This is a genomic window from Streptomyces arenae (assembly GCF_022343545.1).
Taxonomy (GTDB): domain Bacteria; phylum Actinomycetota; class Actinomycetes; order Streptomycetales; family Streptomycetaceae; genus Streptomyces; species Streptomyces humi.
Window position 1 is genome coordinate 1 of sequence record NZ_JAKQYH010000003.1, and the last position, 15,975, is coordinate 15,975.

The window sequence follows — 15,975 nt, forward strand, 5'->3', positions numbered from 1 at the left end:
CGTTTCCGGAGCGGCTGAGGTGGGGTGGTCCTTGGTTGTGGGGGTGGTGGTCCAGTGGAAGAGGTGGCCGGTCAGGGAGCGGGGGGTGCCGTAGGGGCCGGTGTCGTCGTGGGGGTGGAGGGTGATGCGGACGGGCTGGCGCATCAGGGAGGCCGGGCCGGTGAGTTCGGCCTTGCCCGGGTCGGTGGGGGGAACGGCGTGCGGGAGGGTCGCGTCGGGGGTGGGGCGGCTCGGGGTGCCGGGCGCGCGGGTGACCGGGCGCGTGGAGTCGTAGGTCTGGTCGCGGGTGAGGCGGGTGGTGGCGAGGGGGACGGTGAGGACCGGGTCCTCGGTGAGGACCGCGAAGTCGGCTGGTGTGACCGTCCAGTTGTAGGAGTTGGTGGCGGCTGTGGTCGATTCGTCCTTGACGGCGACCGAGACTTCGGCGGCGGCGGCGGCGCTGTGGGCGAGTTCCTCGGCGGGGCCGATGGCCTCCATCGACACGGCGAGGGAGGTGCCCGGTACCCGGTACGGGCGGTCCGAGCCGCCCAGTTGGTGGAAGAGGGCGGGGAGCGACTGGCCGGAGAACATCTGCCGGATCGCGAACTGCTCCTCCAACGACAGGCGTTGCTCCTGGCTGAGGTCGTGGCCGGGTCCGAGCCGGGGGTCGGCGGTGAAGGTGGCCAGGAAACGGGAGACCGTGTCGGTCAGGTGCGCGGGCAGCAGGGTGTGGGCCGCCCGGCCGGCCGCGTCGGCGCTCTGTGCGAGCGCCCAGGAGTAGTAGGCGCCGGTCCGGCCCAGTACGCCGTCACCCCAGCGGCGCGGGGTGGCCTGGACCTGGAMGGCGGTGTCGTGCAGGGCTTTGGTGTTGTCGAAGCCGACCACGTCGTGTGCCCCGCGCAGGGCATCCTGCCAGGCGGCGTACCGGGCGGGGTCGCGGAGGCGGCCGAGTTCGAGGTCGAAGGGGTGGTCGGCCAGGGGGGCGGCCGGATGTGCGGGGTCGTCGAGGACGTGCGGGGCGCCGGGACGGGGTGCGGCGGTCGCGTCCTCGGTGAGGGACTCCGGCACCCACGCCGTGGCCCGCTCCGGGCCCACGGCCGCCGGCTCCTTCGGCAGGTGCACGAAGCGGCCGGTCTCGGTGCGCCGGGTGACCGTCACCTCGTACCGCAGGTCGGCGGTGAAACGGGCGCTCGTGTCGCCGTACCCGGAGGTCTTGTGGCCGACGGTGGTGGTCACGCCGGACTCGGCGGTGCTGCCCCGGCCGCCTTCGAGGGCGCCGGTGGGGGTGAGGGAGGCCGAGTTGAAGTGGGCCACCGGGGGGCGCACGGAGGCCCGCAGGTTGCCGTCGCCGCCGAACGTGCCCTTGGCGCCGGCCTTGCCCTTGACGGTGTGGGCGGCGGTGACGTCACGGGTGAGAGGGCGCTCGGAGCGGGAGCCGTCGTCGTGCCAGCCGTCGGTGGTCGCGCGTACGAGCACCTCGGTGACGACCCGCCCGGCGCGCGTCACCTCGACGTGCCGGTCCAGGACGCCGGGTCCGACGAGCTCGTCGTAGCGGGCGGCGAGGCTGTCCGGTGCGTAGGTGTCGGCGAACGGGAGGGCGGCCACCGGGACGACGTCGTCGTTCGGTCCGCGCAACTGCTGGTCGATCTCGCGCAGAACGGCGTCGGTGCCGGGGAGTTCCACCAGGGCGCCGCCCGAGACCCCCTGGTCCAGGAGGGTGGCGCGGAGCTCCGGGGGTGCGGGGTGCGGGGCCGTCGCGGTGTGCAGGCGGGTCACGTCCTCGTCGGAGAGGAGGACGTAGACGTCGTGGTCGCGGCGGACCGGGCGGCCCGTGTGCGAGGCGCCGGAGGCGTCGGTGAGGCGTCCGGCGACGCTCAGCTCGGCTGTCGCCCGGTAGACGTGCCAGGTGCCGGTGTGGCCGACCCTGCGGGTGGTACTGGTCTGCTGCTTGAAGGTGTCGACGGTGTCCCACTGGCCGCCGACCTTGATCTTGCCGCCGCCGCGCACCTGGAAGCCGGTGGTCAGCGCGCCGGTCGCGGTCTCGGGGAACAGGCCGAGGTCCGGGCCGAGGTTGCCCTTGACGGACAGCGACGTCTGGTCGGCGAGGGTGGTGGCGCCGCTCGCCTTGAGCTCCAGCTCCAGCGTGCTGTCCCCGGACAGGGTCTCCTCGTAGGTCAGGTCGATCAGCCGGGTGCGCACCGACAGGCCCACGGTGTCGGGGGCCCGGCCGTCGCCGACGTGCCGGTCGAGCGTGTTGGCCCAGCCGGCGTGCGAGGCGGAGACCAGACCGGGCAGCTGGGCGTGGCCGGCCAGCGCCGCCACGGCCTCGTCCAGCGGCGGGCCGGGTGACGGTTCCACGGTGCCCGGCTCACGGGACCGGTACGCCTGCTCCAGCGCGGTGCGCGCCTGGTCCCGGAGCCCTGCCTCGTCGGCGACCCGCGTGACGGCGTGCAGCTGGGGCAGCCGGGCGGGCCGCCACAGATGGGGTGGCGCGGTGGCGGACCGCTCCGGGCGGCGCACCTCGACCCGCAGGCGTTCGCCGGGCGCGGGGAGCACCTCGTGCACCGTGTCCGGGCCCCGGCCGGCGGCCGGGTGGGCGGCGGGCAGGGTGCTCGGCGGGGCACCGTCCCGGTGCGGGGCGACCAGGACGCGGTACGTCACCGGGTAACTGAACGCGTCGGCCGGCCCCTTGTGCTGGAACGTCCGCTTGGCCTGCGTCTCGCTGGACGCCACGGTCCCCCGGGACGGCCCGTACGTGCCGTCGAGTCCGGCGTTCCCGAACGCCCGTACGGTGTCGGGCGGGTTCAGGGCCCTGCGCAGGTTGCCGCTGACACCGAGGGTGTGCTTGCCGCCCCGGGTCACGCCCTTGTCGGTGGCGTGGCCCCGGGCCACCGTGTTCTTCGCGGTTCCCGCCGCCGCCCCGTCGTGGCGGCCCGTCCCGGTGTCGGCCCGGACCACCACCTCGTACGTACGACCGGGCAGCCCCGGCAGATGGGAGGCGTCCAGGGTGAGCCGGAAGGTGCCGTCGAGGAGCTGTCCGCCGTCGGCGCGCAGCCCGGACCGGGAGACGCGTTCGCGCAGCAGGCGCTGGTTCTCCATGGCCTGCGGGGTGACCCGGCCCGCCGTGCCGCCGGGTGGTGGCAGGACTCCGGGAGCCAGTTCGTGCAGCCGCTCGGTGATGTGCCGCTCCAGCTCCCGGGAGCCGGGCACGTCGACGAAGGCGGTGCGCTGGGCGGTCAGGAGGGAGTTGAGATCGCCGGGGACGTGGGTGGCGGAGGCGGGAGCAGGAGCATCGGTGGTGGCGGCATCGGTGGTGGGGGTGTCGGCCGTGTGGGTGTGCGGGTCGGTGGAGGTGTGCGGGTCGGTGGAGGTGTGCGGGTCGGTGGGAGTGTGCGGGTCGGTGGGGGGTGCGGGCGGGTGGTGGCGGACGCGGAGGACCACGCCGGTGTGGGGGACGGGCGGGTTCTCGCGGTCGCGCGGCGCCTCGCCGGGCGCGGGCGCGGGGTCGGGGGCCGTACGGACCGCGTGCAGGCCGTCCGTGCCCGGGGACAGCCGCTCCCGCAGCACCTCCACCCGGAACCGGACGGCGGTGCTGACCAGGTCACCGGTGCCCGCGTGCTCCAGACTGCGCTCCAGCGAGAAGGTCTGCTTGCCCTTCTCCTGGTGGGCCTGGCTGTACGCGTAGGAGTAGCCGCCGGTGACCGTCAGCCAGGAGGACTCGTCCGTCGTGGCGCTCTGCCACATCCGCCGCGAGCCGCCGCCGTTCAGGCCGAGGCCCCAGCCGGAGGTGTCGGTACGGCCCGTGGCGTGCTCGCCGGTCTCCTTGCTGGTGACGGTGTCCTTGTCCGCGACCGTTCCCTCGCGCACCGACGCCCCGGGCTCCAGGGTGAGCCGGAGCCAGGCGTGGCCGCCGCCGGTGAGATCGAGCCGCTTGGAGGTCAGCCCCCAGCCGGCGGCGTGTTCAAAACCGTTGACGACGTTCTTCGGGGACAGGAACTCCAGGATGTCGTTGTGGGCGGTGCCGTCGGGGCGGGCCTCGCGCGGAAAATGACGGAAGACGTCGTCGTGCAGCGCGTGCAGGCCGGTGACGTCGAGCGGACGGCCCGCCGCGGGGGCGGTGCGGTCGCTCTCCCAGCCGTGCCAGCCGGCGGCGTGGCCGTCCGCCGGGGCCGGCTCCGGCCGGGTGATCTCCGCGGTCACGTCGGCGGCGACGGTGCGCCCGCCGGCGGGCCGGGTGAGCGGGGTGCCGTCGGGGCCGAGGACGGCCGCCTCGTAACGGAAGCGGGAGACGTAGGTGTCCGTGGGGCCGGTGAGTGAGGTCTTGGTGCCCGTCTCGACGCCCGTCTTCACCGAGGTGTCGGTCGCGTGGGTGGCGCCTCCCGCCTTGAGCGAAGGGGTGATCAGGGCTATCCGGTCCCCGCCGGAACCGTCCGGGCGGATCACCGTCGGGGCCAGGTCCAGGCCGGCCTCCGAGGTGGTGAGCGAGGTCTTCTGCGGCGCGACCGTGCGTTCGGCCTCGGCGGACCGCTCGAAGTCCTTGCCCTGCCTCTCCTCGGCCGTCGCCTGATCGGCGCGCAGGCGCCAGCGGTCGGGACGGGCCGTGAGCACGACGTCGTGCGGGGCGCCGGCCACCCGGAGCTGGAAACGCCAGCCACCGTTGACCATCTGCTCGTGCCGGGCGCGGAAGTTGGCCGGGTCGAACTCCGCGTCCAGCTTCTGGACGACCTGGCGGTCGGTGCGGTGCGCGGGGGGCAGGGTCGCCAGGACCTGAGCGCGCAGCTCCTCGGGGCCGGGGGCGTCGGTGATCCGGATGCCGGCCAGCGACCGCTGGTGCCGGCCGCCCAGCTCGGCGGGCGGTCCGGACGGCTCGGGGGCCGGCGCGGGGTGGTCCACGGTGGTGGGGGCGTCACCCCGACCGGCATCGCCGGCCCGGTCCGGGTCGTCGTCAGGCGAACGCGGAGCCTCGGAGCCGCGCTCGGGCTCGACGGCCGCCGACTCGTGTTTAACGGCCACCGGTTCGTGTTTCGCGGCGGACGGTTCGGGCTCGGTGGCCACCGGTTCGTGTTTCGCGGCCGCCGGTTCGGGTTCGGCGGCCGCCGGTTCGGGCTTCGGGGCCGATGGCTCGGGCTCGGCGGACCCGGTGCCGTTCCCGTTCGTCTTGCCGGGCTCCACGAGCGGAACCGTCAAAAGGGGTTCCGGTTCCGCTCGCGGGGGCTGCACCGACGAGCTGGCGCGGGTGAGGGGTTCGGGGTGGTCGGTCGGTGTTTCGGACGGTGCCGGGTGCGGCTCCGGATCCGGGACCGTGAAGCGGAACTCGGCGGGCGCGTACACGAGCTCGGCGTTGTTCAGACCGGGGCGGAAGCGCAGGAGATGCTCGCCGCCCTCCTGGTGAGACGCCACGATCTTGCTGAAGATGCCCTTGCTGAAGGGCGACTCCGGCTCCCAGTGCAGGTGCGCGCCGTGCATGACCGCCATGTCGTTGGCCATCATGGTGGTGACGACGTCGTCGTACGGCTCGCCCTTCAGCAGGGTGCCGCCCGGCGTGCTGATGGAGAACATGTCGTGGTCGCCGGTCATCGGCTGCCACTCGCCCTTGTCGTCCCGGCCGAACACCAGGCCGTCCTCGACCTTGAACCGGCCTTCGGCGCTGAGCCGTTCCATGGCGGGGGCGAGGGCCCTGAACTCCTCGGCGCGCTGCGCGTACCGCGCTTCGAGCCGGTTCCACGTGGGTTCGTCGAGGTCGCCGCGTTCGGGCAGCACCGGCTCGAAGTAGCCGATCAGACCACGGTGTTCGTCCTTGGCGCCCAGCCTGGTGTCCAGGTCGCTGATGGACTTCGCCTTGATCTCCTTGGGCTTGGGCAGCTTCCCCTCTTCGAGCCAGTGGGCGGCCGTGGGGTTGGTCGGGCGGACGTCGATCCGGAGGTTGCGGGCAGCCGCGATGTCCTGGAACTTAAGGAAGTTGGCCGTGGGCATGCCGTACCGGGACCGGGCCTCGGCCGGATCCACCACCTGCGGGGACTCGTTCCCCGAACCCTCGCCGGATCCGCGGTTCACGGGGGCGCGGGGGGTGAACTCGTCGGGGTGCGGAGCGGACGCCTCTCGGTCCACCTGTAGCACGGGGGGGATGTCCGTTCGGTGGAACACGGCCTTCACGCCGTCGGACATCGCGAGGAACTCGTTCTCGTGCTCGTACAGGAAGAGGGTGTGTTCCGGCTCCCCTGGGATCTTCGCTCTGCTCTGCAAGTACGTTCCGAAGACCTGGTGCAGCGGAATCTCCTGCGAGGTGACCCAGAACGCACCCAGCCCGTGATCGGTCTTGGTCTGGTCCTTGTACGGCTTCAGCAGGCTGTACGAATCCGCGGGCCCGCGACGCAGCTCGATCCGGGCGCCGATGTCCGGGGTGCGGTCCTCGTTGGCTTCGTCCACCACGGATCGCTTGTCCAGGCGCAGCAGTTGGACGACGCCCCGCTCCGGGTCCACGTTCGGCATCTTCACCCGGGTCAGGATCTCGTGGGTGAAGACGTGCTGGGCCACCATGCTCCGCACGTACGTCGGGTCGAAGTTCAGCACCGGCATGGCGTGCGGGTGACCCGGGTACGGGGCATCGCTGTCCTTGACTCCCGGGCCGTCGAGGCGGGGCATGTAGAAGCCGCCGGGATGCTGCGCCGGACGGAAGTGGTTCAGCATCACCTTGAAGCGCAGCGCCGGGGAGGTGTTGGAGCCGGACGACTGGCCGGAGGCCCATTCCGCGAGCCAGTCGCTGTCGCCGCCGTTCCTGTTCAGCCAGGAGTGGAAGCGCTCCGACACACCGCCCGGCCCGTGCAGCGAACCGCCGATCGGTCCCGACGGATCGGTCGGCGGGACCAGGGCGTACGACGTCACCACGTCGGCGTCGGCCGGGGACCGCTCGCCCCAGTGCTCGTTCACGACCAGCTCCCGCGGCAGGTTGTCCAGGAAGCCGTCCTGCGTCATCAGCATCTGCACACGCAGGAACTCACTGCGGTACTCGGGCAGCCAGCGGCCCTGCTTCAGCGACGCCTCCGTCCTCAGCAGACGTTCGGCACGCACTCGTTCCGGATCGCCCGGTTCCTTCGTGCGGACGATCTGCTCCGCCCGGTCGGTGATCAGACCGAGCCGGTGCCCGGCCGCACGCGCCATGGCCTTGTACGCGGCATTCCGGTAACCCGACTGCGGCCAATGGCCCTGCCCGAGATCCATCGGGAGATCCGCTGCCGTGTCCTCGTGGGAGTACGCCATCGGGGCCGTACTGATCGTCTGCTCGGACCCGCGCTCCCGGACGGTCAGACCGAAGAAGACGAAGGGTTCGTCTCCCCACAGCGTGGGTGCCTCGAACGGCCCGGACGGCAACGACTCCAGCAGGGGAACGTCCGGGGAGGGAACGGGTGCCTCCGCCGTGTCCTCCTGGTGTCCGGCTGCATCGGTGTGCTCCTGATGCTCCGCGGACTCCGGTGTTCCCGGACGGTCCGGGCTGTGTCCCTGGGCGCTCGTCCCCGCTCCGTTGCCGTGCTGCGCCAGGTGGGGGGCGGGAGCCGGTGCTGTCCACCGGTACGGTCCCGGGAGAGCGGTGGCCCGGCGGGGGCCCGACGTGTCGCTCTCCGCCTCGCTCCACTCCTCTTCCTCCTCCCGATCCGAGTCGTCGGAGTCCTGCTGCCGGCGCATTCTGTTCATCGCCGCGTTGAGCGCACTGGTGAGATCCGCCTGGGTCGTGGTGCGCGGGTCCGTGACCGCCGGCGCCTTCTGCCCGGAGCCGTCGAGCGGCTCGTAGCGCGACGGATCGGAGACCGGGTCGACCCAGGTGTGACTGCGCTTGTGGACCGTCGCCGCGAGGCGCGCCTGCTCCCACTCGACGTCGTGCGCGAGACCCGGCCCCTCGCGGTGGAGGTCGCCGACGACAGCGGAGATCAGCTGCAGATGGCGCTCGCGCAGACCACCTCGGCTGAGCCCGTCGGGCGAGGCGGTGTGGAAGTCGCCCAGCAGACTGCCCTCGACATGGGGGCGGTGCGGAACGGCCGCGTCGCGGTACTCGTCACGCAGGTTGAACACCTGATGCGTCAGCTCGTGGGCGAACTCGGCGGGTTCCGCGTTCGCCCGCCACCTGCGCTGGTCCATGACCCCGTCGGCGTCGACGAGATCGACCGTCAGGTGCGCCTCCTCACCGGGCCTCGCCCGCACCACGGTGACATGCAGCCGGTCACCGGCACCGGGAGTGTGGTCCTCACCGGGCAGGTGGTACCCCGGGTCGTTGAGGTACGTCTCGACGCCGGCCGTCACCTTGGCCCAGACGGCATCCGTGTCGTGCCCCCGGCCGCCGTCGCGGAACGCCACCTTGACGGTCAGGTCGGTGACCCCCTCGCCGCGGAACGTGAAGCGACGGGCCTCGAAAGCGGACCGGACCACGATGCGCGGCGTGCGGTCGAGCCTCATCCGAGGGGGCGGGACCGATCCGGCGGGGCGCCCGCCGGGCGGCGGACCGGGATCCGGCTCCGCCGCGGCGGCGCTCTCGTGGACGGCGGCGGCGCTCTCGTGGACGGCGGCCCCGGTCCCGGTCTCGGTGCCGGTCTCGTGGGCGGTGGTCCCGGCTTGGGCGCGGGTCTCGTGGGCGGTGGTCCCGGGTTCGGTGTGGGTCTCGTCGGTATTGGGCCCGGCCGTGGTGCGGGTCTCGTGGGTGGTGGTCCGCGCTTCGGCGCCGGTCTCCGTGACGCTCGCGGTGGACTCCGTCGGCCCGGCGGATTCCGGTCCGGTCCGCGGGTGCGTGCCGGCAGCTGCCGGCGTGCCGGATTGCGTACGGACGGACGACGCCGGGCCGGTGGCGGCGGTGCCGCGGTCGGTGCCCGGGCTCGCCGGGTCCGTGCTCACCGTGGACGGGCGTGCGGGGCCGGCGGTGGCGGTGGCGGTCGTCGTACCGGGACCGCCGGTGGTCGTGGGGCGGCTCACGCTCGCGGCCGTGGTTCCGGCCACGGCGGTGCCACCGACGCCCGTCGTGACGCGGGCCGGTGCCGGCGTGGTGGCTGCCGTGGCCGCGCGGTGGGCGGACGAGGCGCCGGCGGTGGACGTCGCCGGGTTCGACGCGGTGGCGATGGTGGTCGTGAATCCCGGCAGCCCGGTCTCGTGCTCGGCTGTGCCGGGAGCGGACATGGCGTGGGCCGCCTCGTGCACGACGGCGGAGTTCCCGGTACCGGAGGCACCGTTCCCCGCCCCGGTGGTGCGGGTGGCTGTGCCGGTGCCGGTGCCGGTGGCGGTGGCGGCGGTGGTGCCCCGGTTGGTCGTGGTCCCGGAACCTGTCGTGTGCCCGGTCCCGTTCGTGACGGCCGAGGTCGTGCTGCCGGTCGCCTCCTTGAAGGTGTCCGTGCCGGACAGCTCCGGCTTCTCCGCCGAGACCAGGGCGGGCAGGTCGGACAGGCCGAACGTGAGCGCGTCCGGCACGTTCACGTGCACGGGGTCCACCTTGACCGAGTCACCCTTGCCGCCGAACCGCCGCTTGCCCCCGCCGCCGAGCGCGCCCAGCGCCCCCGCGCTGATGGACGTGCCGAACTCGTCCTGCCCGCTGTGGTAGATGCCGTACATGATCCCGGAGGTGCCGATGCCGGTGGCCGCGCCGAGGACGCCCTTGCCCAGCAGCGTGTGCGCGAACTTCGGCGCGAGGACGCCGCCGACGCCGAAGAAGAGACCGCCCACGGCCCCGCCGATCGCGCCGGACACCACGGCCGAGACGGTGTTGTCGGTGGACCACTCGGTACGGTCGCCCTTGAGGAACTGGATGGTCTGGACGGCGACGTCGAGGCCCACGTTCATGGCGACACCGGTCGCGACCGAGATGAGCAGCCGGCGCAGGATCATCTTCACGGCGACCCGGGCCGCCGTGATGGCGAGCGGGATGACCTCGGGCGCGAAGAAGATCCATTCCGCGATCTGCGCGGCCAGCAGGATGAGCTGGCCGAGGATCATGTACTTGGAGTACTCGACCTGGACCGCGGTGTGCTTGCCGAGCTTGCCCAGCTGACCCGCGGACTCCGCCATCTCCGGGAGGCTGGACTCCAGTTGGGTGACGAAGTCCCGGAACTCGTCGGCGACCTGGCCGCCCACGCTCTCCAGGACGCTGTTACCGGACGCGCCGATCTGCCCGCTCAGGCCTTTGAGTTCCTGCGCGGCATCGTTCCACGCCTGGCCGAGGGCGTGCAGGTTGTCCTCGTTGCCCTTGGGCCAGGCCTGACCGACCGCGAGCCGGGCGACCCAGGCCAGCTCGGGGGGCATCTCGACGCTCATGTCGCGCGGTTCACCGCCGGCTGCCGTGCGCCGAGGAGCCGTGGCCGCCCGTCGTCGCGGAGTCCGTCGTCGGCGTGACGGCGCGCAGCGCCTCCACGTTCGCCTCCTCGGTGCGGGCGAACCCCTTGGCCATGGTGCGGATGCCGTCGACCGTGCTGTCCAGCACGTGGCCGGCGCCCGTGATGCCCTCGCTGAGCTGCCGTTTGGGCTCCGCGTACTGCTCCAGGAACTGCCGGCCGCTCTCGTCGTCGCCCCAGCAGGCGCCGAGCGCCTCCAGCCGGCCGTCGAGCTTGGTGGCGACGGACCGGATCCGCGCGGCCAGCTCCTGCATCTGCGGCGCGGACTGGCTGAGCCGGGCGGTGTCGACGGAGAAGGTGCCGTCACTCATGGGTCGCTCCCCGGAAGCCGTGGTCGACGTAGTCGCGTACGGAGTCCGGCATCGCCGGGTCCTCGGGCAGTACGGCGGCCGGGTCGACCCGGCCCTGGAGCAGGTCGGGTACGGTCACCCCGGGTGGCAACTGCTCCGCGAGCACGCCCGCGACTCCTTCCAGTGCCTCGGCCCTGGCCTGCCGCAGGGTGGTGAGCAGCACGTCGGCCAGCTCCTTGGGGGCCATCCGGCGGTAGGCGCCGGTGGGGAACTCGATGGCGGTGACCTCCCCCTGGGCACCGACGGTGATCTTCACCGTCTGCCGCGGGGCGGTCACGGTCGCCGTCGTCTCGTTGATCCGGCGCCGGGTCTCGGCGGCCTCGTCACGCTGGCGGCGGTACTGCTCCAGCAGATCCTCGATCTGCTGGTCGTACGGACTGGGCACGGGACTCGTCTCCTCTCGGGCCGGGTCAGAGGGTGGCGGTGGAGTCGCCGGGGACGGCGCCCCAGGTGCTCTGGTGCTGGACCAGCAGGTCCGCGATGCCGCGGGCGGCCGGTTCCTCGGCCGGCTCCTCCGCCGCCTCCGGTTCCCCGGGTTCCTCCGGCTCGGGGCCGCCGTCGCCGCACATCGCCTCGCCGAGGACGGCGGTGCCGGTACCGGCCGGGGCCGCGGCGGCGGTGCGGTCCGGCTGCCAGGTGGTGCGCGGTTCGGCGGACTCGGCCTGCTCGGGGTCCGCCTCACGCTCGCGGTCACCGCCCAGCGCCCACAGCAGGGGGACGAACGCGCCCGCGCCGGCCCCGGCCGCCTCCCACGCGGAGAAGTCCTCGGCGCCGTCCTCGCTGTTGTCGCTGCCGGGGGCCGCGGGAACCGACAGTCCGTCGGACCCGAGGGCGGCCGGGGCCGCGGGGGTGGCCGCCGCGGTCGGGGCAGTGGCGGCCGTGGTCGCCGGGGCGGTGACGTCCGCGGACGGCTCGGCGGCGCCGCTTCCGCCGGCGGTCGCGGCGGTCGCGGCGGTTCCGGCGGTTCCGGCGGTTCCGGCGGTTCCGGCGGTTCCGGTGGTTCCGGCGGTCTCGGCAATCGCGGCGGTCTCGGCGGTTCCGGCGGTCGCGGGGGACTCGGGGTCGGCGGCGGTCTCGGCGTTCTCGGCGTTCTCGGCGGTGGACGTGCGGCGGCTGTTCGTGGCGGTGCCGGTCCCGGGGGCCGTGGTGGTGCCGAAGCCGGGCAGGTACGGCACTCCGGGCAGAGCCCCGGCCGGCGAGCCGGCCTCGTCCTCGCCGGACTCCTCCGCACCGTCCCAGGGCTCCGCGCTCCCGTCGAGCAGCCCGGAGGCGTCGGTGCGTTCGCCGGCGCCGTCCCGGCCCGTGCCGGAGGCGCCGCCCATACCGCCCATGGCCGGCAGGTACGGCATTCCGGCCGTGCCGAGGCCCTCGCCGCCGGCCGCCGCGCCCAGTTCCGAGCCGACCTCGTCGCCGGGGGCCTCCTCGCCCTCCCAGGGGTCCGCGCTGGAGTCGAGCAGCCCCGAGGCGTCCGTGGGCTCGGAGGTGGCACCGGCGCCGTTCGCCCCCGTACCGCCCATCCCCGGCATGTACGGCATCCCGGAGGACGTCGCCAGCTGCGACGGCGCGACGGCGTCGGAGGCCAGAGCGTCGGTGAGGCCGCCGTCCAGGCCGTCCGTGAGGCCGTCACCCAGGCCGTCGTCGAGCCCGGTGTCGCCGAAGGCGGTGGGGTCCGCCGTGGACAGTCCGCCCAGCGAGCTCTCCCCGTCGGCCCCGAGACCGCCGCTGCCCAGTCCGGCGAGGCTGCCGAGGCCGGGGAAGGAGAGCGGGTTCAGCGCGCTGTCGATGGCCGACGGGTCGAGGCTGCCCAGATCACCCAGGTCACCGAGACCGCCCAGGTCGCCGAGGCCTCCGGTGTCGCCGAGGCCTGAGCCGTCCAGGCCGAGGTCGCCGGGGTAGGCGGTCGGGTCGCCGGAGCCGTCCAGACCGGCCAGGTCCCCGACGTCACCGATGCCGTCGCCGGTGCCGAGCCCGCTGTCCAGACCCGTGCCGAGGCCGGTGTCGGGGTAGCCGGAGAGGTCCGACAGGTTCCCGGTGTCGCCGAGGCCGCCGATCCCGCTGTCGGGCCCGCCGCCCAGGTTGCTGTCCAGGCCCTCGTTCGGGTCCGGCAGGCCGTTGTCGCCGCCGGAGTCGTTCGGGTCGCCGGTCGGCGAGGTCACCGGGGTCGGGTTCACGATGGCGTCGGTGGTGACCTGGTAGGAGTGGGCCAGACTCTTGAGCACGGCCCGCATGTCGTCGGTCATCATCGCGACCAGTTCGGGTTTCTGGCTGATCGGGATCAGTCCGTCGGACATCGGCGTGACGCCCATCGCGACGGCCTGGTCGGCATACCAGCTGTCGATCTCCGCGAGCTTGTTCTGCGCACTCTGGAAGGCGATCGCGTTGTTGGCGAGCTGGTGCGGCACCGAGTGGTCGCCGGTCGAACCCCCGGACAGGACGTCGGCGTTCGCCTTCACCTGCCGGGAGAAGTTGGTCATCATGTCGAGGAACGAGTCGGCTGCGGTGCCGCCCCATGGACCGTTGTCGCCGGCCAGCGCCTTGGCCTGGTCGACCAGGCTCTTGGTGACGCCCTCCAGGATCCGCTGGACGTGGAAGAAGGCGTTGGCCGCGTCCAGCAGCGACTGCGGGTCGGCGATGGCGCGGGCGTGGGCCAGGTTGGCGTCGGTGGAGACTCCGGACGACATGCCGTAGACGGCGGCCTTGATCTGCTTCCAGTCCCAGTTGTCGTAGTCCGTGACGCTTCCGGTGGACGAACCGTCGGGATTCCCGAAGATCGTCCCGTCCTCGCCCTGGTGGAAGCCGCCGCTGTTGTAGTCCGGCACGTTCGCCCTCCCGCGGAGCGCGTCTAAGTGGTGGGGTTCGAGTTGCCGTTACCGGTGTTGCCGTTGCCGGTACTGCCGCTGCTCGTGGTGGTGGTCATGCCGCTGCCGCCGTTGGACGTCATCATCGTGTTGAAGTCGGCGGTGGTCGTCGTGAAGGCGTCCGCGAGGTCCTGGGCCGTCATGCTGTTGGCGTCCTCGGTCGTGGCGTACTTCCGGCTCAGCCCCCGGACGCCGTCCCGCAGGTCCGTCAGGCCCCGGACCAGGGCCGAGAGGGCGTCGCCGTAGCTCTTCTTGAGTCCGTCGTCGGCGTTCGCACCGTTCACGGTGGTCCGCATCTTGTTGGCGTGGTAGAAGGCGCCCGGTGCGACGGCGACATCGCTCAGACCGGTGGCGACGTCGCGCACCGGCTGGATCAGCAGGTCGATGTTGCCGGCGAACAGGTCGAGCGACGGTGTGCTGACCGAGGTCCCGTTGTGGCCGTCGCCGCCGGGCACCGGAGGGGGCACGAAGGGGTGCAGGTCGGAGAGGATCCCGGGGACGTGCAGGACGTCCGTGCCGCCGTGGTAGTGGTGGTCGCCCGAACCGTTGCTGTTGCCGCTGCCGGTGTCGCCGTAGTCGTTGTTGTTGACGTTCGGATCGCTGCTGCCGTGGTCGCTGTCGGCGTCCGTCCTCGCCATCTCACTGCTCCCAGAGATTCACGCCGTGCCGCTCTCCCGCGTAGTAGGACTCGTTGATCTGGCCGAGGGCGTTGGTGGCGTTCTGGGCCTGGGTCACCATGTCGGCGGCGGCCGCGTCCCACTTGGCCTTGGCGACGTCATAGGTCGCGCGCGCGTCGCTGGTCCACTCGCTCAGGTGCACCTTGGCGCTGTCGTCCAGGTCGGTCAGCGCCGACTGGATCTTCCCACTGATCGCGGTCATCTCACCGACCACGTACTCGACCTGGTTCATGTTGACGGTGTACGTAGGCATGGATCGCTCCTCGTGTGTGCGGTGGGCGGGGGGTCAGAAACCGGGCAGTGGGGTGGACATGCTCTTGTGCAGCTGGGTGGCCGCGTCCGTGGTGTGCTGGTGCGTGGTGTCGTAACTGCCGGTGTTGGCCTGGAGCTTCTGAAGCATCAGCTCCAACTGCTGCTTCACCGTGCCGAAGTCGGTGAGCCAGGTGTCCATGGCGCTCTGGAAGGTGCTGGAGGCGTCGCCGGTCCAGCTGGAGCGCAGCGCCTCGATCTGGCTCTGCATCTGGGTGTACGTGTTGTTGACCTCGTCCAGGGCGGTCTGGAAGCTGCCCTGGGCGGTCCGCATGCCCGAAGTGTCTACCGATGTACTCGTGTTGGCGGCCATGGCCGCTCCTCTCGTGCCGGGGACGTGGAGGTCGTCGTTCGTGATGGTGGTCCGGGGTGGCGCCCGCCTGGGGCCGGATGCGGGACTCGCTGCCCCACCGGCCGTGATTTTCTGTCCCTGCGGCCCCTCAGCCGGCCACCAGCGCCTCCGCCGCCGGGAGTTCGCCGATCAGGTCGGCGAGGGCCAGCGTGGGGGCGCCCGCGCGTGCCGCGATCCGGTCCGCCAGCCGGTGGGCGCCGTACGCGCCGTACGACGGGTCCTGGGCGGCGAGCGCCGCGAGGACGTCGTCGGACACCTCGAAGCCGTGGGCGGTGAGCCGCCGCCGGGTCAGCTCCGCGAGGCCCGCGCCGGTCCAGGCGGGCAGCCGGAGGTACTCGGCGAACGTACCGGCCAGGTCGGTACGGGTGCGCAGCAGTTCCATCAGGCGGTGGGCGCCGCCGCAGAGCACCAGCACCGCGCCGCGCGGGCCGCGGGCCGCGGCCCGCGCGGTCAGCGCGTCGAGGACCGGGCGCCGTTCGGTCTCCGGCCGGGACCAGAAGGCGGGGTCCGCCGCCACCGTGAGCAGGCCGCCTGCCGCGCGCCGGAAGACGTCCGTGAGATAGGTGTGCGGCTGCGTGGGCCAGCGGGCCGGGACGGCCGACAGCGGTACGTGCGTGAGCGCGCCGGAGGCGACGATGCCGAGCTCGGCCAGCGCTCTGCCGTACGCGGCGGCCACGGCTCGGCGGCCGCTGCCCGGGGGGCCCTCCAGCACCACGTCCGCGAGGCCTGCGGTGCCCCGGCCGAGCTTGACGAGGGTGCCGAGGCGGGCGGCCAGGGCGTCGGTGACGGGGGTGACGCCGGTGAGGCCGGTGAGGTGACGGACGGCCTCGGCCTCGGCTTCGCCGTCGGCCCCCGTGTTCCCACCCGCACCACCCGTGACAGTTTCGTGGTCGGGTGCGGGTGGCCCCGGCGGGGCGGAACCACCGTCGGCGGCTGCGGGAGTGGGGGTGGAGGCGGGTGCGGGCTGTGAGGTGGGTGCGGGAGTGGGTGTGGAGGCGGGTGTAGGTGTGGCGCTGGGTGCGGGTGCGGGTGCGGGTGTGGGTGTGGTGTTGGGTGCTGGTGCTGGTGCTGGTGCTGAAGGTGGGGGCG

General features: G+C 73.1%; 6 protein-coding genes and 2 pseudogenes. All 8 read right to left on the bottom strand.

All coding sequences use genetic code 11. The features are described 5' to 3' along the window. Window positions 1–10,263, bottom strand: a pseudogene (locus MB828_RS02150) (hypothetical protein); the annotation flags it as partial. A gap of 10 nt (window positions 10,264–10,273) precedes the next feature. Continuing rightward, window positions 10,274–10,651 carry a WXG100 family type VII secretion target gene (locus MB828_RS02155; protein ID WP_301646696.1) on the bottom strand — a complete coding sequence of 126 codons (378 nt, stop codon included), beginning with the start codon at window positions 10,649–10,651 and terminating at the stop codon, window positions 10,274–10,276. Then, window positions 10,644–11,075, bottom strand: a complete 432-nt coding sequence (locus MB828_RS02160; RefSeq protein WP_301646697.1) for a YbaB/EbfC family nucleoid-associated protein — start codon at window positions 11,073–11,075, stop codon at window positions 10,644–10,646. The genes MB828_RS02155 and MB828_RS02160 overlap by 8 nt, the downstream gene beginning before the upstream one ends. A gap of 25 nt (window positions 11,076–11,100) precedes the next feature. Next, entirely contained in the window at window positions 11,101–13,509 is a 2,409-nt protein-coding gene (locus MB828_RS02165) for a WXG100 family type VII secretion target (protein ID WP_301646698.1), read from the bottom strand. A 23-nt stretch (window positions 13,510–13,532) separates the two neighbouring features. Next, entirely contained in the window at window positions 13,533–14,186 is a 654-nt protein-coding gene (locus MB828_RS02170; RefSeq protein WP_301646699.1) for a hypothetical protein, read from the bottom strand. 1 nt (window position 14,187) lies between these two features. Next, window positions 14,188–14,478 carry a WXG100 family type VII secretion target gene (locus MB828_RS02175; RefSeq protein WP_133023303.1) on the bottom strand — a complete coding sequence of 97 codons (291 nt, stop codon included), beginning with the start codon at window positions 14,476–14,478 and terminating at the stop codon, window positions 14,188–14,190. Window positions 14,479–14,511: 33 nt separating this feature from the next. Then, window positions 14,512–14,847: a WXG100 family type VII secretion target gene (locus tag MB828_RS02180; RefSeq protein ID WP_133023302.1), complete on the bottom strand. Its 336-nt coding sequence runs from the start codon at window positions 14,845–14,847 to the stop codon at window positions 14,512–14,514. Window positions 14,848–14,974: 127 nt separating this feature from the next. Then, window positions 14,975–15,975: pseudogene (locus MB828_RS02185) on the bottom strand (hypothetical protein); the annotation flags it as partial.

What these genes read in the sequence shown, in the direction of transcription:
- MB828_RS02155 (WP_301646696.1), bottom strand. Translation starts at nt 10,651, where the DNA reads ATGAGTGACGGCACCTTCTCCGTCGACACCGCCCGGCTCAGCCAGTCC.
- MB828_RS02170 (WP_301646699.1), bottom strand. Translation starts at nt 14,186, where the DNA reads ATGGCGAGGACGGACGCCGACAGCGACCACGGCAGCAGCGATCCGAAC.
- MB828_RS02175 (WP_133023303.1), bottom strand. Translation starts at nt 14,478, where the DNA reads ATGCCTACGTACACCGTCAACATGAACCAGGTCGAGTACGTGGTCGGT.
- MB828_RS02180 (WP_133023302.1), bottom strand. Translation starts at nt 14,847, where the DNA reads ATGGCCGCCAACACGAGTACATCGGTAGACACTTCGGGCATGCGGACC.